The organism is Burkholderia sp. AU31624, from assembly GCF_020420065.1.
In the GTDB taxonomy this organism is placed as follows: domain Bacteria; phylum Pseudomonadota; class Gammaproteobacteria; order Burkholderiales; family Burkholderiaceae; genus Burkholderia.
Genome location: NZ_JAIZRT010000015.1, coordinates 37,887 through 58,798 on the forward strand (window position 1 = coordinate 37,887; position 20,912 = coordinate 58,798).

A 20,912-nucleotide genomic window follows, 5' to 3' on the forward strand; every position below is an offset into this window, starting at 1 on the left:
TCAGGCAAGGCGCTTGCGCGCGGATCAGAACGGCCATGTGCCGACCACCGCGGCCGATGGCCTGCGAGCGATCCGGTACATGCCCCTCTGTCCTCGATACCTGAGAGATTGCGCTGCCGGCCAGGCCTGGCGAACGCGCGCCCCTTCGGTGGGCAGCTTGCCCGCGCAGCGGATGCGCTGCGGGCTACTGCCGCTCTCCAGAGTGCGGGGAGAGTGTGGCCCGCGCAATGCGCGGACGGGATTCCCCGACGCGGTCGGTCCTTTTGCCTGAGAGTTTGCGGGTGTGCCCCTTCGGCGGCGCAACCGGCTGAAACAGCCCGGTTACACGCTCTCCCGACGCGTGCGGGCGACTGTACGCGAGCGGGTGGGCCTTGTCAATTTGAGCAAAAGAATGTCGCTTCGCGACAAGCGGCGGCAACCGGTGCCGCCGCTTTTTCCGCTCCGGCGGGCGCCGGTGCGTTACTCGCCGATCGCGCGTGCGGCCGTGTCGAGTTCCTGGTTCAGCACGCGCTGCTCGTCGCCGGACAGGCCGCCGCTGTGCTGCGCGGACATGTCGTTCGATTCCTGGCGGATCACGTCGAGGCGATGATGCAGCTGCGCGCCGTACGGCGGCGGGTAGTAGCCGCCGTTCACGCGCGCATCGATGCGGCGGTGCAGGTTGTCGATCCGGCCCTGGATCTGCTGCATCCGCTCGTTCGCGACGACCTGCGGATTCGGCCGCGGCGGGGGCGCCGGGCGGACCGGCTGCTGCGGCTGCACGATACAGGCCGCAAGCGAGGAAACCAGGGCGCAGCACACTGCTGCGCGAATCAACCGTTGCATCAACATTCTCCTGACGGATTGGTGTCGGATCGACTTTTTTGAGAAACGCATCAGACTAGTCTGCCGCTGACTTTCGTTCCTCCGGCATTTGTAACCGAATGTTCCGGCTGATCCGGATGCACCGGCGCCGGCCGGCCGCCACCGGCCGGCGCGCGGTGTCAGATCGTGCGGCGCACGAACGGCACCCGGCGGCCGTCGTGCTCGCTCTGCGCGGCGAGCTCGATGATCGTCATCACGTCGACGGCGTCCTGCGCGGCGACGGGGAACGGCGCGCCGTCGCGGATCGATGCGGCGAGCGCGCGGTAGAACTCCGCGTACTGGCCATCGAGCGTCGGCACCGGGCGCTCGACCTCGACTTCGCCGTCGAGCACGCGCAGCAGGCCGGGCGGGTTGCCGCCGCCGAATTCGACGTCGTCGGCGGTGAGGCCGGCCTTGAGCTGGTCTTCCTGCGTGTCGAGCCCGAACTTCTGGTAGCTGCCGCGCGTGCCGTGCAGCGTGAAGCGCGCGGGTTCGATCGCCGACAGCGCGCTCGCATGCAGCGCGACGTCCTTGTCCGGATAGCCGAGCTGCAGGTGCACGAAATCGGGCGCCGTGCCGTTGTCGCGGCGCGTCTTGACGGTCGCGCTCACCGTTTCCGGCAGGCCGAACAACGCGAGCGCCTGGTCGATCAGGTGCGGGCCGAGGTCGAGCAGCAGGCCGCCGCCGCGAGCCGGCTCCTCGCGCCAGCGCGTGCGCGGCGTCGGGCGGAAGCGGTCGAAGTGCGACTCGAAACGGGTGATGCGGCCGAGCTCGCCCGACTTGACGATGTCGCGCACGGTGAGGAAATCGCCGTCCCAGCGGCGGTTGTGGAACGGCGCGAACAGCCGGCTACGCGCGTTCGCGAGCCGCGCGAGCGCGAGCGCCTCGTCGGCGGTGAGCGTCACGGGCTTGTCGACGACCACGTGGCGGCCCGCTTCGAGCACCTGGCGCGCAAGCGCGAAGTGCGTGTCGTTCGGCGTGGCGATCACCACGCACTCGATGTCGTCGAGGCCGAGCAGCGTGTCGAGATCGGGGACGACGCGCGCGCCCGGATACGCCGCCTGCGCGCGATCGGGCTGACCCGTCGCGATCGCGGCGACTTCAGTGCGGCCGCTCGTGGCGATCACGGGCGCGTGGAACGTCGCGCCGGCGAAACCGAAACCCATCAAACCAATCCTGAGCAATGACGACATGGCAATTCCTGGCTGCGAAGGAAACTAAAGGATGGCGCGCCGGGACGGCGCGAAGACGACCGGCTATTTTGGCATGGCGCCGCCGCTTGCACCGGCGCGTTCTGGCGAAATGCACGATGCGATGCGGCGCTTGCGCAAGGAAATCCGGCATTTTGCGCAAGCCGGTCGGCCGCGCGAGCGGGGTTTGCCTGCCTACACCCGTGCAATGAACGGCTGCCGCGGGGGCGCCGCCCGGCGTCATACGGTTGCCCGCCGCAGCACGGCGGCGGCGACCTGCGCGGCCCACACCGCGCAGGCGGTTGCGCCGGGGTGGAAGCCGTCGGTGGCCATCAGGTGGCGCTCGAGCGGCAGCTCGACGCGCAGGAACGTGCAGTGCGGCTGCGTGGCGGCCCAACCGGCGAGCGCCGTGTTGAGCCGCTTCGCGCGCAGCCCGAGATACCACGCGAGCGGCTGTGGCAGCGCCGGAAAGCGCTCCATCGGCGGCACCGCCGACAGGATCGCGTGCCCGACCCGGAAGCGCGCGGCGAGCAACCGGACGAGCTCGGCCTGCTGCGCCTGCCAGCGAGCCGGCGGCACGCCGCCCGTCACGTCGTTGACGCCGAGCGACGTGACGGCCACGTCGAACGGCTCGGCCGGCTCGGCGGCGAGCCAGTCGACCAGCTCCCGCGTGGTCAGGCCGGTGCGCGCGAGCAGCTTCCAGCTCACGCGATGGGTGGCCGCGAGCGCGCTCGCCAGTTGCCCGGACAGCGCGTCGCGCTGCGTCGCGACGCCGACGCCCGCCGCGGCCGAATCGCCGACCACCAGCACGCGCAGCGGCGGGCCGTCGCCCGCCACGCCGTCGCGCGGGCCGGCGGCCTCGGGCAGCCGCGGCGTGACGCGGCGCACGTAGCGCCCCTGCGCGAACAGCAGCGGGCCGAGGGCAGCGGTGGCGAACGGGTATCCCATGATGTCGATCCGGTGGCGGTACAGGTGACGCAAACGGGCCGGCGCGGGGGCGGCGCCGAAGTGGCCATATTGTGGCCGATCGGTGCGCGAACGGGGCCGGATTGGCCGAACGGGCAGGGGGCGGCCGGCCGGTCGGCCCGCGCAGCCCCGCGCGGCGGCGCTCCCGAAAAGCGCGCCGCCGACGTGTTAACATGCGCGTCCTGCCCGCGTGTCCGCCTGCTTCGCCAGCCCGCCGCGCACGGCATCCTCCCGGCGTTCCGCCGTCAACCGCAACACCATCCGTCATCATGTCCGCAGGCCTGAATCCCGCCCAGAACGAAGCGGTGCGCTACCTCGACGGTCCCTGTCTCGTGCTCGCCGGCGCGGGCAGCGGCAAGACCCGCGTGATCACGCAGAAGATCGCGCACCTGATCGAAGCGAAAGGCTTCGAGCCGCGCCACATCGCCGCCGTCACGTTCACGAACAAGGCGGCCGCCGAAATGCGCGAGCGCGTGTCGAAGCTGCTCGAGGGCAAGACGCTCACCACGCCCGGCAAGGAAGGCCGCAAGGTGCCCGTCAACCAGCTCACCGTCTGCACCTTCCACTCGCTGGGCGTGCAGATCCTGCGCCAGGAGGCCGAGCACGTCGGCCTGAAGCCGCAGTTCTCGATCATGGATTCGGACGACTGCTTCGGGATGATCCAGGAGCAGATCGGCACGACCGACAAGGGCCTGATCCGCAAGATCCAGAGCACCATCTCGCTGTGGAAGAACGGCCTGATCATGCCCGAGGAGGCGATGACGATCGCGGCCAACGAGGACGAGCACCAGGCCGCGCTGGTCTACCGCAACTACGTCGCGACGCTGCATGCGTACCAGGCGGTCGACTTCGACGACCTGATCCGCCTGCCCGCCGAACTGTTCGCGAAGAACGAACAGGTGCGCGACCGCTGGCAGAACAAGCTGCGCTACCTGCTGATCGACGAATACCAGGACACCAACGCGTGCCAGTACGAGCTGCTGAAGCTGCTCGCCGGCCCGCGCGCGGCGTTCACGGCAGTGGGCGACGACGACCAGGCGATCTACGGCTGGCGCGGCGCGACGCTCGAGAACCTCGCGCAGCTCGGCAAGGATTTCCCGAAGCTGCACCTAGTCAAGCTCGAGCAGAACTACCGGTCGACGGTGCGCATCCTCACCGCCGCGAACAACGTGATCGCGAACAACCCGAAACTGTTCGAGAAGAAGCTGTGGTCCGAGCACGGGATGGGCGATTCGATCACCGTCACGCCGTGCAACGACGAGGAGCATGAAGCCGAATCGGTCGTGTTCCGGCTGTCCGCGCACAAGTTCGAGCGGCGCGCGCAGTTCCGCGACTACGCGATCCTGTATCGCGGCAACTTCCAGGCGCGGATCTTCGAGCAGGTGCTGCGCCGCGAGCGGATTCCGTACGTGCTGTCGGGCGGCCAGTCGTTCTTCGACAAGGCCGAGATCAAGGATCTGTGTGCGTACCTGCGGCTGATCGCGAACGCCGACGACGATCCCGCGTTCATCCGCGCGGTCACGACGCCGCGCCGCGGGATCGGCAACACGACGCTCGAAGCGCTCGGCTCGTTCGCGGGCCAGGCGAAGGTGTCGCTGTTCGAGGCCGTGTACATGGGCGGGATCGAGGCGCGGCTGTCCGCGCGCCAGGTCGAGCCGCTGCGGATGTTCTGCGACTTCATCCAGCGCCTGACCGAGCGTGCGGACAAGGATCCCGCCACCGCCGTGCTCGACGACATGATGGAGGCGATCCACTACGAGGCGTACCTGTACGACGCGTTCGACGAACGGCAGGCGCAGTCGAAGTGGCAGAACGTGCTCGAATTCCTCGAATGGCTGAAGCGCAAGGGCACCAAGCCCGAGACGGAAGCGGTCGATGGCGAGGCGGAGGGTTTCCACAACGCGGACGGGCTCGCCGATACCGGCAAGAACCTGCTCGGCCTGATCCAGACCGTCGCGCTGATGTCGATGCTCGAGGGCAAGGACGAGGATCCGGATGCGGTGCGGTTGTCGACGGTCCACGCGTCGAAGGGGCTCGAGTATCCGCACGTGTTCCTGGTCGGCGTCGAGGAAGGCATCATGCCGCACCGCGGCGGCTCCGAGGACGACGGCCCGATCGACAACGAGCGGATCGAGGAGGAGCGCCGGCTGATGTACGTCGCGATCACGCGCGCGCAGCGCAGCCTGCACCTGAACTGGTGCAAGAAGCGCAAGCGGGCGCGCGAGACGGTCGTGTGCGAACCGTCGCGCTTCATCCCGGAGATGGGGCTCGACGACGCGCCGCCACCGACGCCGGAAGAGGCGCCGATGTCGCCGAAGGACCGGCTCGCGAGCCTGAAGGCGTTGCTGCAGAAGTGACGCGGCGGCGCCGCCGCCGGGCGCACGGTGCTCCAGAGGTCCGCCCGCAAAACAAAACCCCCGCGACGCGTGTGCATCGCGGGGGTTTTTTACTGACGGCCGGGTGGGGTTACTTCGACGCGTTGACCATGTAGTCGACGGCGGCCTTCACGTCGGCGTCCGACGCGTTCGACCCGCCCTTCGGCGGCATCGCGCCCTTGCCGTGCAACGCGTAGTTGTAGACCGTATCCATCGAGTCCTTCAGGCGCGGCGCCCAGTCTTCCTTGCTGCCGAACTTCGGCGCGCCGAGCACGCCCGCCGCGTGGCAGGCCTGGCAGGTCGACGTGTACAGCGCCTTGCCGGCGTCGGCGCCGGCCGGGGCGGCGGCCGCCGCAGGCGCTTCGCCGGCTTTCGGGATCGCGGCGATCGCAGCCTGGGCCGCGGCGATTTGCGCGCTGGCGGCGTCCGCCGTGCCCGATGCGGCTGCGGTGCCGCTGGCCGGTTGCGCCGCGTTGGCGGCCGGCGCGGCCGGTTCGGGGAAGTTCGCGCCGTCGTTGTTCGCCATGTAGACGATCGCACGGGCGATTTCATAGTCGCTGACGTCGTCGGGGCTCGTGCCGCCGCGCGGCGGCATCGCGCCCTTGCCGGCCAGCGCCGTCTTCAGCAGCGTGTCGAAGCCTTGCGAGATGCGCGGCGCCCAGTCGTCCTTGTTGCCGAACTTCGGCGCGCCGGCGGCGCCCGTGCCGTGGCAGGTCACGCAGACGGCCTTGTAGACTGCCTCGCCGGTCTTGAACGTGCGGGGCGCGTTGGCGTCCTTCACGTCGACCTTCGCGAGCGGGGCGACACGTGCGGCGACCTGTTCGTCGGATAGCGCGTCCGTGCCGGCGCCGGCACGGAACGCATGGTTCGCATAGTTGGCGAACAGGACGATCAGGATGATCGGAATCGCGAACGACGCGATGATGACGGCAATCAGCTGCCCGGGGGTTTTGACGGGAGATTCGTGGGGTGCTTCGCTCATGCTTGCCTCGTCTCCGTGATTAGGAATTGTGAGCGCGGTGCAACGGCAAATGGCAGTCCAATGAAGCCCGGTCGATTATAGACGGAACGTTTACATCACGGCGAGCGGTGCGATGGCGCGTGTTTACCCGCACGCGGCGCGGCCCGGCGGGGATTCGTCGGGCAAGGTGGACGCGTCATGGGAAACCGGGTATCCTTGCCGTCTTGCCAATCGTGGGCGGCCTGTATATTGGGGTCGCTTCACTGTCACAGGCGCCCGTAGCTCAATGGATAGAGTACTGCCCTCCGAAGGCAGGGGTTGCTGGTTCGATCCCAGCCGGGCGCGCCAAGCCTAGTCAGGCTCTCAGCGGTTTTCTCCGTTCGTCGCATTGTCTCGTTGCAGCTGAATTGCAGCCGGCACCGGCACGCGCTCGGCCGTCAGCGGCGTGACCCATTGCGCGAGGTGGTCGGCCGACAGGTGCGCGTACCGCTGCACCATTTCCATCGTCTCCCATCCGCCCAGCTCCTTGAGCACCTGCAGCGGCGTGCCGCGCTGCACGTGCCAGCTCGCCCACGTGTGACGCAGGTCGTGCCAGCGGAAATCGCTCAGGCCGGCACGCTGCAGCGCCTTGGCCCAGGCGGCCGTCGCCGTCTGGTAGACCGGCCGGCCGCGATAGGTGAACACGCTGTCCGCGCACTCCGGCGCCCGCGGGTTCGCATGCTGGCGGCGCAGTACGGCGATCGCGGTTTCCGAAAGCGGCACCGTGATGGCCTTGCGCGCCTTCGCCTGGTCCGGGTGGATCCACGCGACGCGCCGCGCGAGGTCGACTTGCGACCACCGCAGCCCCGTCACGTTGGCGCGGCGCAGGCCGGTCTCCAGACTGAAACGCGCCATGTCGGCGAGATGCGCGGGCAGTTCGGCGAGCAGCCGCTCCGCTTCGGCCGGGGTCAGCCAGCGGATGCGCTTCGAGACGATCTTCGCGCGTTTCGTGACCGGCGCGCGCTCCAGCCATTCCCATTCGACCGCCGCATTCAACACCGACTTCAGCACGCCGATCACGCGACGCACGGTGCCGTCGCTGACGGCGCGGTCGGTCTCGACGATGCCGTGCCGGGTGCGCACCGTGCGCGGCTCCTGGCGCTTCGCGAGCGCGATCGCGTCGACGCGGTTGCGGTCGATATCGGCGAGCGCGACGCCGGACAGGTGCCGGTCGAGCCAGCGCAGATGAATCTTCGACGTTTCCAGGCTGGCGAGCCCCGCGCGTTCGCCGACGTAGCGCACGACCGCGTCGTTCCACGAATGGCGCGGCTTCGTGCCGAGCCGCGCCTGATTCCACAGGTCGACCTTCAGCCGGTCGTGGAATTCCTGGGCCTGCGCTTTGTCGCGGGTGCCAGTGCTTCCCTGTATCGGCGTTCCGCCGCCAGGGGGGTACAGCTTGTATTGCCAGTTGGGGCTGGTCTTGCGCTTGTAGAGCGACATGGGCGGGTTTCCTCTTGCTGATCGTGATGGGCGACGGGCGGGAGCCATTCGCCGGCGAGGTAGCGCTGCAGGGCGGCGACGGAAAAGATCCAGCGCTTGCCGACCTTGCGGCCGGGCAGCGCGCCGGCCCGGGCCTTCAGGCGCACCGTTTCGGGATGGGCGCCGAGCAGCGCCGCGGCGCCGGCCAGGTCGACGGTGGCCGGATGCGGGCTGTCGGCAGGCCGCGCGCCGGGCGGGCACGCACCGCAACTCGTGGAGTGGTGGTTCGCGTGTGAAGGGTGCATAACACGTTGATGTTCAAGCGTTTTGTTGGCCATCGGTTGCCATCATTCAGGCGTGGCGAGCGCGTGGAACCCATGGCGCGAACTCGCTGCATCGCCGGCGACCGATGGCAATGCGGCGCCGACTCGTGGCGCGCGATGGCGGCTCGTCGCCGTGGCTTCCCGGTTCTCTTTCTTCTTTTTCTTCAATGAGTTGAAGAGAGAGAAAGAAGAAGGGACCGCCGCCGGCGCGCCGGCCGGACTCATGGCAAAAGCGGCATGACACGTGGCGAACCCGGCGTGAGGCAGGGCGGCAGTTTCCTCAGGAATCAAGGACTTGCGAGCCGTCACCCGCGACAACCACGACTCGCGTGCGCTGCCTGCCCACTCCCGGCGGGTTCCGCCGTGCGGTGGTTGGCCGGACAGGGCATGGCTCATGGTCGGCCTCCCTGCAGCGCGTCGGTCGCCAGGTCCTCGCGCACCGACACGTGCAGGCCGAATGCGGCCAGGCGCTCGAGCGACACCGGCGTCAGGTACGGCACGCGGCGCATGTAGATGCGGCGCTCGACCTCCTTCTCGCCGACCACGACGCCGGCGTGCTTGAGCTGCGCCTTGAACACGCGGTCGGACTTCACCGGCAGGCCGTTCCACTTGTCGCGCAGCGCGCTCGTGTGCGCGAGGTGATCCATCACGTGCCCGGTGCGCAGCAGCAGGCAGAATTCGCCGTCGACGGTGTCGAACGTGTACGGATGCTTGTAGTTGCCGCCGTCGATTTCCGACAGCACCGTTTCCATGATCCAGACCCACGGCTCGCGGTCGGCGCTGGTTTCGGCGACGTGGCCGTTCATCTCGGCGATCAGGTCGCGCGGGAACTCGCCTTCGCTCGGGTCCATGCCGGCGAAATCGCACAGGTAGCGCCACGCGAGCCCGATCGCCGCGTAGTTGCCGGCCATGCGCCGCGCGCCGTCGTCCTCGCCGCTCGCGCGGCAGCCGGCGAGCGCCTGGTCGCGCAGCGTCGCGTACTGGTCGAGCGCGGTGCGCCGGTCGAGGCCGGTCAGGAACTCGAGCCATTGGCGGACCGGGAAGCGCGGCAGGTCGTCGGGCAGCAGCGGCCCGCGCTTGCCGGTCAGCGTCGTGCGCACGAGCTTGCCGAGCAGGCTGCGCACCGGCACGTCTTCGCCGGCCAGCATCACGGGCGCGCACAACAGGTATTCGGTCATGTCGGTGCCGCGCCGCGTCACCGTGTACTGGTAGTTCTCCTGCAGCAGCCCGACCGCCTTGTCGATCACGTCCTGCCGCCGTGCCGACAGCTCTTCCCAGCCGACCGGGTGGCTCGTGTGACTGATGCTGGTCAGGAGGCGGAATTCGGTCTGCAGCGACTGCCCCGAGAACATCGTGAACGCGAGCGAGCGCTCGAGCCGCTTGATGAGCGTCGACTTGCCCGCGCCCTTGTTCGCCTGGACCGTCAGATGCGGCCAGAAGCCGAGCAGCGCCTTCAGGTGGCCGCCGAGCGCCCACACGAGCGGGATCGTCGCGGCGTTCTGCCGGAACGTCGTCTGATAGGCGGCGATCACGCGGCGCGCGTCGCTCACCGGGCCGCCCGGGAACGTGAGGTTGTGATACGGGCACTGCTTGTCCGCTTCGGTGAAGTAGCAGTCGGGGCCTTCGTTGACGATCAGCCGCCCGTCGCGCCACGCGAGCCCGACGAAGTTCGCGGCCCGGCGCGCGCCGAGGTCGGCGCCGCGCTCGAGGATGTTCACCATCCGCTTGAACGGCGCCGGCGCCCAGATCGGGCCGAACTTGCTCCACTGGTCGACGTTGTGCAGCTGGTCGTCGAGCATCACGCGGCGGATCAGCTGCGCACCGTGCCGCGGCGCCTGCACCGACACGGCGAAGTAGACGGTGGGCGCCTGGTCGGCGTCGCCCGTCATTGTCGACGTCGCGCTCGCGACGGCCACGCGGCTGATGCCGGCGATGCGAAAGCCGCACAGGTCGGTCATCACGGGCGTCTCGACGCCGGATTCCTCGTTGCGATCCATCTTGGTGATGTAGTTCGTGAAGTCGGGCCGCACGCGAAACCGCCAGTACTGCGCGAAATCGTGCGCCGGCAGGAAGATGCGCGGCCGGCCGCGGCGCGAGGCGTCGCCGGGCAGGCCGGCGACGAGCCACGGCTCGAGCTGGTCGAGCGCGCGTGCGAGGTCGGCCGGGCCGCGCAGCTGCAGGTAGTCGTTCACGTCGTTGATCGGCGTGCGCTTGGCGTCGCCGTCCGCCAGATCCGCCAGCCAGTCCGACTGGTCGACCAGCACGGCGCTGATGTCGAGCGCGGTCAGCCGTTCGTGGAGCGCCCACGCGGCCTCGGGGCCGGGGCGCTGCCCGGCGCGCGGGTGGCCTTCCGCGAACGGCTCGTCGTTGTCCAGGCAGATCGTGACCTGCTTGCCGCGCAGGAATGCGAAGTCGATGCGTTCGACGTTCGCGAGGCCGCGCAGCGCCAGCGCGGCCGTGCCGGGCAGCGCGCAGGTGTCGATCGACAGCGCGTTGATCGCGCTCTCGACGATGACCACGCGTTTCGCGCGGTCGAGCCGGCGCGCGTCGGCGGTCCAGCCGTAGCCGGCCTTGTCGCCCTGGGTCTGCGTCTTGACGCCGCCGTTGAGCGCGGGGTCGACGTAGCGCATGTCGACCGCGACGACGCGCGCATCGCCCGGCGCGCGCACCACGAACGCGGCGGCGGGGCCGCCGTGGCCGACGTCGCCGGCGGCGATCTTCGGGCTCGTCCACGTATTGAAGCCGAGCGTGCGTGCCGCGAACGCCGCGTCGAGCGCCGCGGCGGAGATGCCGCGGCCGCCGAGGTAGTCGCGCACGCGATCGCGTTCGGCCGTGCAGCGGTCGGCGATGTATTCGACGGTGGATTTCTCGCGGCGCTCGGCGGGGGCCGGGCGCTCGGACGGGAGGCCATACGCGTCGTGGAGATAGCGGACGGCGTCGGCCACCGTGCCGCCGCGCGCGTGGATCACGAGGTCGATGCACGAGCCGCCGGCGTCGGCGCTGTGATCGCGCCAGCCGGTGCCGTACTTCGGGTGATTCGCATAGATCGACAGCGACGGGCTCCGGTCCGCGTGCTGCGGCGAGTGATAGAGCGCGCGGTCGCCGCCGCGGCCGCGTTTCAGGCCGAGGCGGCCGGCGAGGTCATGCAGGTCGATGTGTCGTTTCAGTTCGTCGATCGAGGCCATATCTTCGTCATTGCTGCCGTTCGGGTTGCGGTGATGCGGGCGGCGCGGGATGGCCCGTCGTGGCCGGTGAATGGGCGAGCGCGCGCAGCGCGGCGGCGGATTGCGGGAAGCCGAGCGCGAGGCGATCGGCGAGCGCCGACACGAAGCGGCCGAGCGTGCGTTGCCGCTCGGGGCTGTCCGGCAGGGCGTCGAAGCCCAGCGTGTCGGCGGCCGCCGCGATGGCGGCGCGCAGCGCGGCGTCGTGCGGCGCGGGTTCGGTGGCGTAGCGGTTCATGGGCGCGCCTCCTGGTCATAGACCCGTACGCATCGCGCGGGGTGGCGGACCATCGCCGGGCGGGCGGGGCATCGGACGGCGCGGCCCGCTTGGATCGGGATCATGAGGTGTCCTTTTCAATGGCAAAGGCGATCCCTCGCGCCGTTCAGGCACGATGCGAGGGAAACGCGGGAACGAGGGGTTAGGGCGTCAGACGGGCAGCTCGAGTTGCGCGGCCAGGCGTTCGCGGACGTGCGGCGAAAGCGGCAAGTGCAACGCGAGGTTCGGGACGGCGGACGGCGACAGCGTGCGGGCGAATTCCATGTTGACGACGTACGTGTGGCCGCACTCCGGATTCGCGCACTGGAACGTGATTTCGCGGAACGTCAGCGACATTTCGCGGCTGCTGCGCGCGGTGGCGCGGGTGCGGCAGTGCGGGCAACGGTTCAGGATTCGCATGGGGGCGTGCTCCGGGCGAGAGTCTGCGCAGGGCCGGCCGGACGGTGGGCTTCGCGGGCGATCCGGCTGCATCGCTGGCCGATCGGCGGATGGGTGCGGGCGTGCGCGCGGTTCACAATCGATGTTGCGGGCACGGACGGTCGGACGAGTTCGACGGTGCGGAACATGACGGCGCCCGGTTCAACGGCTGGTGGTGCGCGAGCGCGGTGCCGCGATTGCGCGCAGGTGGCTCGCGCCGATGCGGATCAGTTCGCGCGCCATGCTCGAGATCGAGCGGTTGCGCTGCGCGGCGAGCTGCTCGAGCTCGCCGCGCTCGACCGGCGTCAGCCCGACGTAGACGGGTTTGTCCGACATCGTGCCGCGCGGCGAACGGCGCGGGCCTTGGGGAGTAGTCATGGTCGGTATACTTTGTCGAGATAGTCTTGCGTTACGGTAAGGCCAGTGTAATGAGCAAAAAACAGCGCGTCAATTGTTAATGGGTAATTTATGACACAAATCGGGAGTCGCTTGCGGGACGAGCGCTTGCGGATCGGGCTCAGCCAGGATGAGTTTGCGACCGTGGGCGGTGTCGCGAGGCGCTCGCAGTCGGCGTACGAGTCGGATGAGCGCTCTCCCGACGCGTCCTATCTGCTGGCCGTTCGCGAGATCGGTGTCGATATCGGCTACGTGCTGACCGGCGAGCGGTCCACGGCAGGCGAACCGGCGTCGGCGGCGGGCGGCCGCGACGCGGACGAAGCCGACGTGCTGGCCATGTACCGGCAGCTCAACGACGCCGGCAAGGCGTCGCTGCACGCGTTTCTCGCCAGCTGCATCAGCACGGGCGCGATGGTGCAGTCGGCGCCGGCGCGGCGCGCGAAGCGCCTGCCGGAGAATCGCCGGGCGGCACTCGATCAGCGCACGGCGGAAAACGTCGAGCGCGCGATGGCCGAGGTCGAACGGCTGAAGTCCGAGCGCGCGGCGAAGCAACCGAAGAAATAAGCGGCCGCGCGGCCCGGCGCACGCGCTGCTGCGTATGCCGGCAGCGCGCTGCGCACGGCCACACGCGGCCACACGCGGCCCGATCCGCGCCACGGCGCATGCGGCGGCGCGGGCGGCTCATCCCCTTTCCCTTTCCCCGATACCACGGCGGTGCGCTGAGCGCGCCGCGCAAGCGCATCGGATAAAATCGGACGAATAACTGTATATCCATACAGTATTGGTTTAGCATTCTGAAAGCCGGTGAGCTGGCGGCGGGGCGTTCCGAGGCGACCCGTCGTGTCAGGCGGCCCCCGGTGGATGACTGAGTTTGCGGAGACCGGAAAAATGGACACCAACAGGAAGCACGACATCGGGACGATCGGCGCGTCGGCGCGCGCCGACCATCGCGCGGACCCGCGCGGATCGACGATGGGCCCGCCGCGATATCGTCCGGACCTGACCGACGACGAACGGGCCGACGCGCACGCAAAGATCGACAGCGCGATGCTGTCGGTCGGGCAGGTGCTCGAGGCCGCGCTGCAGGCGATGGCCAATCTGCGCGATGCGCGGGCCACGTTGCAGCAATGCGACGACGCGCGGGACACGCGCATCACGCTCGGCGGGCGCCAGCAATCGAGCTGAAGCGCCGCCACGCCTCCCCGCCGGCCGGCATTCGCTCCGGCCGCTGCATCGAATCCGAGCCGCGCACCCCGCGCATTGCGTCGCCCCGCCCACCGAGATCCTGAGTTCGCCACCGCGATCGCCGGCACGCGATCGCGTGCCGGGCATTGCGGCCCTGGGCGTTACTTCACCCGTCAGCGCTTGCCGGTTCGACCCGACTGCTTCGGCGCATCGCGTACCTCGAGCTCGAGCGCGGTCGTGAACCCGCCGTCGCCGATCGTATGCGTCGCCTTCTTCACGAGCCACGGCGTCTCGTCGATTTCCGGCTTGAACCCCGTCACGGTGACGGGCATTTCGGGAAACAGTTCGGGCCGGCCCAGTGCGAGCGTGTAGCTCAGCGTCGACTGGCCGCGCTGCGTGCGCGCATAGTCGGCTTGCGCGGCCGCCCGGGCCTCGGCTTCCGTCGCGTAATCCTCGGGCAGCACCTTGACGTTTTTGCCTTTTGCGTCGCCGACGACCACCGACAGCCGCCGCGCGCTGCCGTTCGAGTGATAGTGCGCGCGCACCGACGTGTAATCGTCGCGCTGCGCGATGTGGTAGCGATGCTGATCGCCGCTCGCGCGGGTGATGGCCAGCACGTCGAGCGGCTGGCCGCTGACGGTCTTGCCGCTGCCGATCGGCATGAACAGCAGGCGCTTGTCCTTCACGGTCATCACCGCGTCGTAGCGCCTGGCGAGGCGCGTCAGGAACGACATGTCGGATTCCTGCGTCTGGTCGACATGGTCGATCCGCGTCGCGGCGAGCGTGGCGTCGACGGCGGCCGTGAGCCCGTGGCGCGTCGCGATGGTGCGCACGATCGCGCCGATCGTCTGCCGGTGCCAGCTTTTCTCGCGGCGCTCGTGCATGCCCTTCGTCATCGATGCCGAGCGCGCGCGGATCGTGATGACGTCCGGTGCGCCGCCGTGCTCGACTTCGTCGACCGTGAACGCGCCCTTGTCGACGAGCGGCTCGCCGACCCAGCCGATCGACAGCTTGATGCTCGCGCCGCGCTTCGGAATCGCGAACGTGCCGCGCGCGTCGTCGAGCACCAGGTCGAGCATGTCGGCCTCGTCCGCGCGCGATTCCGACAGCGACAGGCTGATGAGGTTGGGCGCGATCAGGCGCGACAGGTCGCGGCCGTCGAGCGTGATCCGATAGTCGGCCTGCGGCTGCACGCGGCCCGCGCGGGCCTGCGCATCGCCCGGCTTGCGTTCCAGCGTGCTCATTGCTCGTCCGCTCCGCTTTTGTCGTCCTGCTGCGGCTCGGCCAGCACGCCGTCGTCCACGCGCTTGAGCGTCAGCGTGAACGCGATCTTGCGCGCGATGCCTTCCTTCGTGTGATACGTGGCCGTCTCGTTGAGGCTGTCGATCACGTACGCGCCGTACACGTTGCCGTTCCCGTCGACGAGCACGTAGGCGTCGCCGGCGTCGCCCATCCGGGCGAGCGCCTCGATCGACGCGATCTCGCCGATGCCGTTGTCGGGGGCGACGATGCCGGACAGGGTGATCGTGTCGTCGCCGGCGCCGGTGAACTGGCTCGCATCGCGCACGCCGATGCGCGAGCTGGTGCGGTGCTTCCAGTTGCGCTGGCGCTGGAGCTCCTGGTACGGCGTGGTCGCCAGGCTGAAAACGAACTGGTCGAGCGACATCATCATGGGCGGGTTTCCTTCAACGAACGATCAATCGGACAGGCGCGAGCCGGCGCGCGACGCTTTCGCGCGTTCGGCGCGTTCGAGCTCGGCGCGCACCATGCGGGCGATCTCGGCCGCGTCGGCGCCGGGCGGCGGTGCGATGTTGATGGTGACGGGGCCGCTCGCGGGCGCGGCGCTGGCGGCAGCGGCGGCCGGCGCCGTGAGCGGTGCGCGGTAGTCGAGCGACAGGTTGTAGCGCTCGAGCGGGGCGGCGGCGGCGATCGCCGGGCTCGCGGCGAACGCGGGCGGGCCGACCAGCGCGGCGGTGGTCGTGAGCGCGGCGGCGGTGCGGGCCATGAGCGACGGGGCGCCGGCCGTGGCGTCGTCGGGCGTGGTCGAAGCCTTTATGCCGAGTTTTTCCTTGGCCCAGTCGCGCATCGAACTGCCGAGGCCGCCGACCGTCTCCTTCACCGCGACGAAGCGGCTCTTGATGCCGTCGACGAGCCCCGACACCAGGCTGGCGCCGATTTCCTGGAAGCGCGTGCCGATGTCGCCGAACCAGTCGCCGATGCCGCCGATCGCGGTCTTCACCCACTCGACGGTGGCGTCCCATTTCGCGGTGATCCAGTCGCCGGCCGCGCCGAACGCGCCCTTGATGGTTTCCCACAGCGCGATGAACTTCGGGCCGAGCGTGTCCCAGTTCTGCCAGACGTAGATGGCGGCCGCTGCAATCAGGCTGATCACGGCGATCACCGGATTCGCCAGCGCGAGCCGGCCGAGCACCATGAACGCCTGCCCGACGAGCCTGAAGGCGCTGACCATCGACGTCGCGAAGCGGAGCACGTTCACCGTCCCGAGCACGTTACCGAAGACGCTCGCCAGCGTGCCCACGACCGTGAGTACGCCACCCAGCCCGGCGAAAGTCGTGGCGAGGATGCGGGTGGCCGTGCCGTGTTCGCGCACGAACTTCACGATTTTCCCGAGCACGGTGGCCGTGACGTCCAGCGCCGCGTTGTACATCGGCGTGATCTTCTCGCCGATCTCGAGCTTCAGGTCGCGCAACTGCGCGAGGACGACGAGCTCGCGGCCCGCGGTCGAATCCGCGGCTTTCGCCCGCATGCCGGTGACGCCGTCGGCGGCGGCACTCTGCCGCTCGGTGTCGTGGATCTGCTCGCGCTGGTCGTACATCGTGGTGAGCAGGTTCCCCGCGGCCTTGTCGGGAAACAGTTTCGCCAGTTCGGCCTTGACCTTGTCGGGGCTCGTGATGCCCTTGGCGGCGAGCTTCGGCAGCAGCACCTTTTCGAGCCATTCGAACGGCGACGCCTGCAGCATGTCGCTGCCCGCCAGTGCGCCCGGCTTGAGCCCGGCGATCGCACCGTTCTTCCGGTGCGTGAGCCCTTTCGGATCGACGAGGCCGAGCGCCGCCAGCCGTTGCGCGGCGAGTGCGGACGCCTTGCCCTCGAGCGCGCTGCCGGACAGCGCGGCCAGGCCTGCGCCGGCCGACTTGCCGCCCAGCTTCTCGATGAGCGGCTGCATCTGGTAATAGAACGCGTCGGTGCGCAATTTCTTGGCCGCGTTGCCACCCGATTCGGCGAAGTTGTTCCACTCGTCGCCGCTGACCTTGCCGCCGGTCGCCGTCTGCATCTTCTGCACGATGTTCGCTTCGGCGCCGAACGCCGCTTCGCTCTTCGTGCCGCCGCGCAGGTCGATCACCTTCAGCATGCTCATGAACTGGTCGACGTTCTTCTTCGCATCTTCCTTGCCGTACAGCGCCTCGTTCGCGAATTTCATCGAGGACAGCAACGGCAGCGCGACCCGCGCATGCTGTTCGTCGCCGCCTAACTCGGTCAGCGATTCGCGCATCAGCGCCAGGTTGTCGATGGTCGACAGCCCCGGCGCCTGCTGCGCGCGCGCGAACTTCACCGCGTCGGCCGACGCACCCGCGGCGCGCATGCGCAGCGTTTCGCTTTCGGCCTGCTTCGCGGCGTCGAGCGGATCGGACAGCATGCCGAGCATGTTCTTGCCGACGCCCTTGACCGTCTCGCCGCGCTTCGCCCACTTCTCGCCGACGCCGCGCAGCGCGTCGATCCTGGCGCGCCGGGCGTCGGCTTGCTGCTGGCGCCGGGTGTCGTACCCGCGCACCCCCGCGTCGATCATCGATGCACGCGACGCCATCGTCGCGCGGAGGTTGCGCTCGTCCCGCGACAGGTTGCGCGTGTCGATGCCCGCGCCGGCGAGCTGGGTACGCATGGCTTGTACGCGGCCGGCCTGGTAGTGGTGCGCGGACGCCAGGTTCTCGGCCGCGCGTTGCGCCTTGTTGAAGTCGCTGATCATCTGTTGCGACGGCGAGCGGGTCGCGCGCAGCGACTGGGCGAGCGTGTCGACGCGTGCGCGTGCCGCCGAGAGCTCCGATGCCGTGGTGGCGAGGCCCTTGCGTATCTCGCGAAACTCGCCGATGCGCTTCTGCGTCTTCGCCATGTCATCCAGCTCGCGGCGGGTCGCCCGCAGCGAATCGGCCAGCCCCTTGTTGCCGGTCAGCATCATTTGCAGGGGCTTCGTCATGTTGTCGACCATGTCGAACATGACGCGCAGTTTCGTGGTGTTGTCCATCGTCGATCGTTTCGCTCATTGGGTGCCGGCGCGTACTCGGGCGCGCTCGCGCCAGTCCATCAGCTCGGCCAGGCTGAAGGCATCCATCACGGGCGGTGTCCAGCCGAACACCGTCGCGATGTCCGCCATCGGGTCTTCTACGCGGTCTGGGAGGCCAGTCGGGATTTCACGGCCTTCGGCATCAAAAAACCGGCGAAGATGCCTCCCAGCTGCACGAGGTCGGCGGGGTCGATGTTGGCGACGTCGGCTTCGGTCAGCATCGGCGAGCTGATGCGCGGCAGCACTTTCGACAGCGCGACGACGTCGAGGCTGACGAGGTCGGACAGCGACACGCCGCGCAGTTCGCCCGATTTCGGCTTGCGCAGCGTGATCGACGTGATCGTCTGGTTGCCGCGCACGAGCGGCGTGTCGAGCGTGTGGGTGGCCGGATCGTCCTGGTCGGGCGCGGCGACGGCGGTGACGGCGGACGCATCGGCCTGCGAGTCGTTCGCGGCCGGGTCGGGTTGCATCGGATTCATGGTGGTCCTGTCGGTGATCAAGCGGGGGGAAGGGCGAGGAAGGGCCCGGCCGGCGTAACCGGCCGGGCGGCGGATTACAGGCCGATCGCGTTGCGCAGCGCGGCGAACAGGTCGTTGCCGTTGACCTTCTCGATCATGTTGACGAAGTCGATCTCGATCACGTCCTGGCCGTTCACGGACAGCTTGTAGTAGCTGGCGACGGTCGTGACCTTGAACGCGGTGTCTTCCTTCGACTTCGCGGTGCCCGGGTCGATTTCGCTGTGGCGGCCGCGGATCACGATCTCGATCGCGTCGACGTTGGTCGAATCCTCGGACTGGTAGCCGCCGGCGAAGCGCAGCAGCACGCCGTCGTGCTTCGTGATCGCGTATTGGCCGAGCACGGAGCGCATGAAGCCGCCGCAGGTCCATTCGAGCTGGATCCCTTCCTGCCCGAAGTCGACCTTGATCGGGCCGCTCATGCCGCCGCCCTGGTAGTCCTCCATCTTGCGCGTGAGCTTCGGCAGCGTGACTTCGACAACCTGGCCGACGAAGTTCTCGCCGTTCTGGAACAGGTTGAATCCCTTGAGTTTGCGAGGCATACCCATCGTGTTTGACTCCTGGTGAGGCCGGTCGTTACGCGCTGACGCGCGCGGCGAAATCGGCGAGGTAACGGTCGGTGATGCGCTGGCGCAGCATCAGGTTTTCGAGCGGCGGAACCGGCGTGTATTCGTAGTCGAGATACGCCTTGCCGGACTTCAGCACGTCGGTCGTGTTCGGCTCCGGGTCGTACCAGGCCGAGCCGCCGATCAGGTAGCCCTGCGAGATCCATTCGCGGAACTTGGCGTTGATCGTTTCGATGATGTCGCGCGGCAGCGACGGGTTGAGCGGGCCGTCGATGATGGCCATCTGCGCTTCGGCGATCGAATCGGCGATGACCTGCGCGGTGCGCGTGTAGTTCTCGAACGCGAACAGCGGATCGTCCGAGCACGTGCGCGAACCCCAGAAGCGGAAGCCGTTGCGGTTCACGAGCGTCGTCACGTCCTGCTCGTTGAGGAAGCCCGCGTCCGTCGCCGGATCCTGCAGGTCCCACGACACGTCGGCGCTGATGCCGGTGACGCCGTTCACGCCGACGTTCGACAGCGTCTTGTGCCAGCCCGTGTCGTTGTCGATCTTCGCGCGCAGGCCGGCCGCATACGCGGTGGCCGGCACGACGACCGTCTTGCTGGTCGTGTCGTCCCACGCGAGGAAGTCCGGCCAGACGACCATCAGTTCGCGCTGGCTGAACTGCTTGCGATAGGCGACGGCTTCTTCCTTCGTCTTGCAGCCGTTGGCCGACACGTACGCGAACGCGCGCAGCGACTGCGCGATCGACGCGAGCGCCGCGGCGACGGGTTGCGTGTCGAGGCCCGGCGTCGCGAGGATGCGCGGCTTCACGCCGAAGCGCGCCTGCGCGCCGAGCAGCGCCTTCATGCCGGTGTACTTGCCGTCGGCGGTGACGGTGCCGATCACGTTGGTCGCCGTCTCGGCGGCGTCCTTGCCTTCCGCGACGCGCACGACGATCGTGACGGGCTTGGTCTGCCGGCCGATCGCGTCGAGCGTGCGGCGCAGCGTGCCCTTGGTGCCGGCCTTGCCGAGCGCGGCGACGACGTTGGTCAGCAGGACGGGCGTGTCGAGCGGGAAGGCGGTGGCATCGGCGTCGGACGCGGTGCAGACGATACCGACGACGGCCGTCGACACGGTGCGGATCGGGCGCGAGCCCTCGTTGATTTCGATGACGCGTACGCCGTGGTGGTAATCCTGCGGCATGGTGTGTGGCTCCTGTGTGTGCAGATCAGATGAAAGAGAACGGGAGAAATCCCGTGCGGATCAGGCCGCGGGGTCCGCGACCGGAGCTGCAGGTGCGCTGGGTTCGTCGGGCTTCGGCTCGGGCTTCGGTTCCGGTTGAGGTTCCGGCTCCGGCTTGGAAGGCGGCGGCGGTACGTACGGCGCCGGCGTGGTCGGCCACGTCACCGCATCGGGGAACGTGTCGGCCTGGACGACCGAAACGAGTGCCATCTGGTAGGCCGACCAGGCCTTGAAGTAATAGACGCCTTCGTCGTCGAGCAGGCCCGCGGCGTAGGCATCGGCCTTGCCGGCGTTCGCCTTGCGTGCGGCTTCGAGTCGTCGCTCGAACTCGGCCATCGCGGCGTCGCGTTTTTCGCGCTCGAGCAGTGCAGCCGGGATCGCCCACGCGCCGTTGATCCACGCATGGCGCGGCGACGGTTGCGGTTCGGTCGTGAGGCCGAGTTCGTCGGGCGTCTTGCCGGCAGTCGCGATTTCGACCGGTTCGCCCGTGTCGGTGCGATAGCAGAGGCGGCCGCGGAAGTCCGGCAGCAGCGTCCACGCGTTGTCGCGATAGAACGGCCAGGTCGTCGGCGTGCGCGCCGGCGGCTCGTCGAACGTCGCCCATGACGGCACGAGCCAGCGTTCGGGGTTGCGCGGATCGGCGTCGGGCTGGCCGCTGCTCAGGTATTCGCCGGTCGACTGGTGGTAGTGGTGGATCAGCATG

General features: G+C 69.0%; 22 protein-coding genes, 1 tRNA gene and 2 riboswitches. Of the genes, 4 read left to right on the forward strand and 19 right to left on the reverse strand.

All coding sequences use genetic code 11. The features are described 5' to 3' along the window. Positions 1-77: 77 nt before the first annotated feature. Positions 78-211: riboswitch (glycine riboswitch) on the reverse strand. A gap of 33 nt (positions 212-244) precedes the next feature. Then, a riboswitch (glycine riboswitch) is annotated at positions 245-346 on the reverse strand. 113 nt (positions 347-459) lie between these two features. The 3 genes from LGM89_RS35930 to LGM89_RS35940 form a co-directional block, all read right to left on the reverse strand. Then, positions 460-822, reverse strand: a complete 363-nt coding sequence (locus LGM89_RS35930) for a hypothetical protein (protein ID WP_039351336.1) — start codon at positions 820-822, stop codon at positions 460-462. A 158-nt stretch (positions 823-980) separates the two neighbouring features. After that, positions 981-2,033 (reverse strand): oxidoreductase, encoded by a 1,053-nt coding sequence (locus tag LGM89_RS35935; RefSeq protein ID WP_226275661.1) that lies wholly within the window; start codon positions 2,031-2,033, stop codon positions 981-983. Positions 2,034-2,270: 237 nt separating this feature from the next. Then, positions 2,271-2,978 carry an SGNH/GDSL hydrolase family protein gene (locus LGM89_RS35940; RefSeq protein WP_226275663.1) on the reverse strand — a complete coding sequence of 236 codons (708 nt, stop codon included), beginning with the start codon at positions 2,976-2,978 and terminating at the stop codon, positions 2,271-2,273. A gap of 287 nt (positions 2,979-3,265) precedes the next feature. Here LGM89_RS35940 and LGM89_RS35945 point away from each other — a divergent pair, with 287 nt between their 5' ends. Beyond that, the gene (locus LGM89_RS35945) at positions 3,266-5,353 is read left to right on the forward strand and encodes a UvrD-helicase domain-containing protein (RefSeq protein WP_046547468.1); all 2,088 of its coding nucleotides are present in this window, start codon (positions 3,266-3,268) and stop codon (positions 5,351-5,353) included. A 109-nt stretch (positions 5,354-5,462) separates the two neighbouring features. Here LGM89_RS35945 and LGM89_RS35950 read toward each other — a convergent pair whose 3' ends face one another. Further along, complete coding sequence (locus tag LGM89_RS35950) at positions 5,463-6,353, reverse strand: c-type cytochrome (RefSeq protein WP_089493854.1); 891 nt, start codon at positions 6,351-6,353, stop codon at positions 5,463-5,465. Positions 6,354-6,604: 251 nt separating this feature from the next. Between LGM89_RS35950 and LGM89_RS35955 the strand changes: the two genes are divergently transcribed. Beyond that, a tRNA-Arg gene (locus tag LGM89_RS35955) sits at positions 6,605-6,680 on the forward strand. A gap of 15 nt (positions 6,681-6,695) precedes the next feature. Here the strand turns inward: LGM89_RS35955 and LGM89_RS35960 are convergent. From LGM89_RS35960 to LGM89_RS35990, 7 genes are all read right to left on the reverse strand, one after another. Beyond that, positions 6,696-7,766 (reverse strand): tyrosine-type recombinase/integrase, encoded by a 1,071-nt coding sequence (locus LGM89_RS35960; protein WP_226275725.1) that lies wholly within the window; start codon positions 7,764-7,766, stop codon positions 6,696-6,698. Continuing rightward, positions 7,679-7,951, reverse strand: coding sequence for a DNA-binding protein (locus LGM89_RS35965; RefSeq protein ID WP_226207632.1), 273 nt, complete (start codon positions 7,949-7,951; stop codon positions 7,679-7,681). The genes LGM89_RS35960 and LGM89_RS35965 overlap by 88 nt, the downstream gene beginning before the upstream one ends. A 186-nt stretch (positions 7,952-8,137) precedes the next feature. Further along, positions 8,138-8,509 (reverse strand): hypothetical protein, encoded by a 372-nt coding sequence (locus LGM89_RS35970; RefSeq protein ID WP_226275666.1) that lies wholly within the window; start codon positions 8,507-8,509, stop codon positions 8,138-8,140. Further along, on the reverse strand, positions 8,506-11,298 hold the full coding sequence (locus LGM89_RS35975) for a toprim domain-containing protein (protein ID WP_226275668.1): 2,793 nt from the start codon (positions 11,296-11,298) through the stop codon (positions 8,506-8,508). The genes LGM89_RS35970 and LGM89_RS35975 overlap by 4 nt, the downstream gene beginning before the upstream one ends. Positions 11,299-11,305: 7 nt before the next feature. Next, a complete protein-coding gene (locus LGM89_RS35980; protein WP_226275670.1) occupies positions 11,306-11,572 on the reverse strand; it encodes a hypothetical protein in 267 nt (88 codons plus the stop codon). A 189-nt stretch (positions 11,573-11,761) separates the two neighbouring features. Beyond that, the gene (locus LGM89_RS35985; protein WP_226275672.1) at positions 11,762-12,010 is read right to left on the reverse strand and encodes an ogr/Delta-like zinc finger family protein; all 249 of its coding nucleotides are present in this window, start codon (positions 12,008-12,010) and stop codon (positions 11,762-11,764) included. Positions 12,011-12,190: 180 nt separating this feature from the next. Further along, complete coding sequence (locus LGM89_RS35990) at positions 12,191-12,406, reverse strand: hypothetical protein (RefSeq protein ID WP_226275674.1); 216 nt, start codon at positions 12,404-12,406, stop codon at positions 12,191-12,193. Between the two features lie 90 nt (positions 12,407-12,496). On the opposite strand from LGM89_RS35990, the gene LGM89_RS35995 reads away from it, so the two are divergent. Both LGM89_RS35995 and LGM89_RS36000 read left to right on the forward strand, forming a co-directional pair. Next, complete coding sequence (locus LGM89_RS35995; protein WP_124582294.1) at positions 12,497-12,988, forward strand: helix-turn-helix domain-containing protein; 492 nt, start codon at positions 12,497-12,499, stop codon at positions 12,986-12,988. 324 nt (positions 12,989-13,312) lie between these two features. Next, positions 13,313-13,609 (forward strand): hypothetical protein, encoded by a 297-nt coding sequence (locus LGM89_RS36000; protein ID WP_089493860.1) that lies wholly within the window; start codon positions 13,313-13,315, stop codon positions 13,607-13,609. 173 nt (positions 13,610-13,782) lie between these two features. Here LGM89_RS36000 and LGM89_RS36005 read toward each other — a convergent pair whose 3' ends face one another. The 8 genes from LGM89_RS36005 to LGM89_RS36040 form a co-directional block, all read right to left on the reverse strand. Next, positions 13,783-14,853: a phage late control D family protein gene (locus LGM89_RS36005; protein WP_089493861.1), complete on the reverse strand. Its 1,071-nt coding sequence runs from the start codon at positions 14,851-14,853 to the stop codon at positions 13,783-13,785. After that, positions 14,850-15,281, reverse strand: coding sequence for a phage tail protein (locus tag LGM89_RS36010; RefSeq protein WP_226275676.1), 432 nt, complete (start codon positions 15,279-15,281; stop codon positions 14,850-14,852). The genes LGM89_RS36005 and LGM89_RS36010 overlap by 4 nt, the downstream gene beginning before the upstream one ends. 24 nt (positions 15,282-15,305) lie before the next feature. Then, positions 15,306-17,867, reverse strand: coding sequence for a phage tail tape measure protein (locus tag LGM89_RS36015; RefSeq protein WP_226275679.1), 2,562 nt, complete (start codon positions 17,865-17,867; stop codon positions 15,306-15,308). A 15-nt stretch (positions 17,868-17,882) separates the two neighbouring features. Beyond that, positions 17,883-17,996: a GpE family phage tail protein gene (locus tag LGM89_RS36020; protein WP_226275681.1), complete on the reverse strand. Its 114-nt coding sequence runs from the start codon at positions 17,994-17,996 to the stop codon at positions 17,883-17,885. A gap of 8 nt (positions 17,997-18,004) precedes the next feature. Further along, positions 18,005-18,385, reverse strand: a complete 381-nt coding sequence (locus LGM89_RS36025; protein ID WP_089493863.1) for a phage tail assembly protein — start codon at positions 18,383-18,385, stop codon at positions 18,005-18,007. Positions 18,386-18,459: 74 nt separating this feature from the next. Next, positions 18,460-18,969 carry a phage major tail tube protein gene (locus tag LGM89_RS36030; protein WP_048251463.1) on the reverse strand — a complete coding sequence of 170 codons (510 nt, stop codon included), beginning with the start codon at positions 18,967-18,969 and terminating at the stop codon, positions 18,460-18,462. A gap of 28 nt (positions 18,970-18,997) precedes the next feature. Next, the gene (locus tag LGM89_RS36035; RefSeq protein ID WP_226275683.1) at positions 18,998-20,170 is read right to left on the reverse strand and encodes a phage tail sheath protein; all 1,173 of its coding nucleotides are present in this window, start codon (positions 20,168-20,170) and stop codon (positions 18,998-19,000) included. A 60-nt stretch (positions 20,171-20,230) separates the two neighbouring features. After that, positions 20,231-20,911, reverse strand: a complete 681-nt coding sequence (locus tag LGM89_RS36040; RefSeq protein ID WP_226207564.1) for a tail fiber assembly protein — start codon at positions 20,909-20,911, stop codon at positions 20,231-20,233. Between the last annotated feature and the right edge of the window lies 1 nt (position 20,912).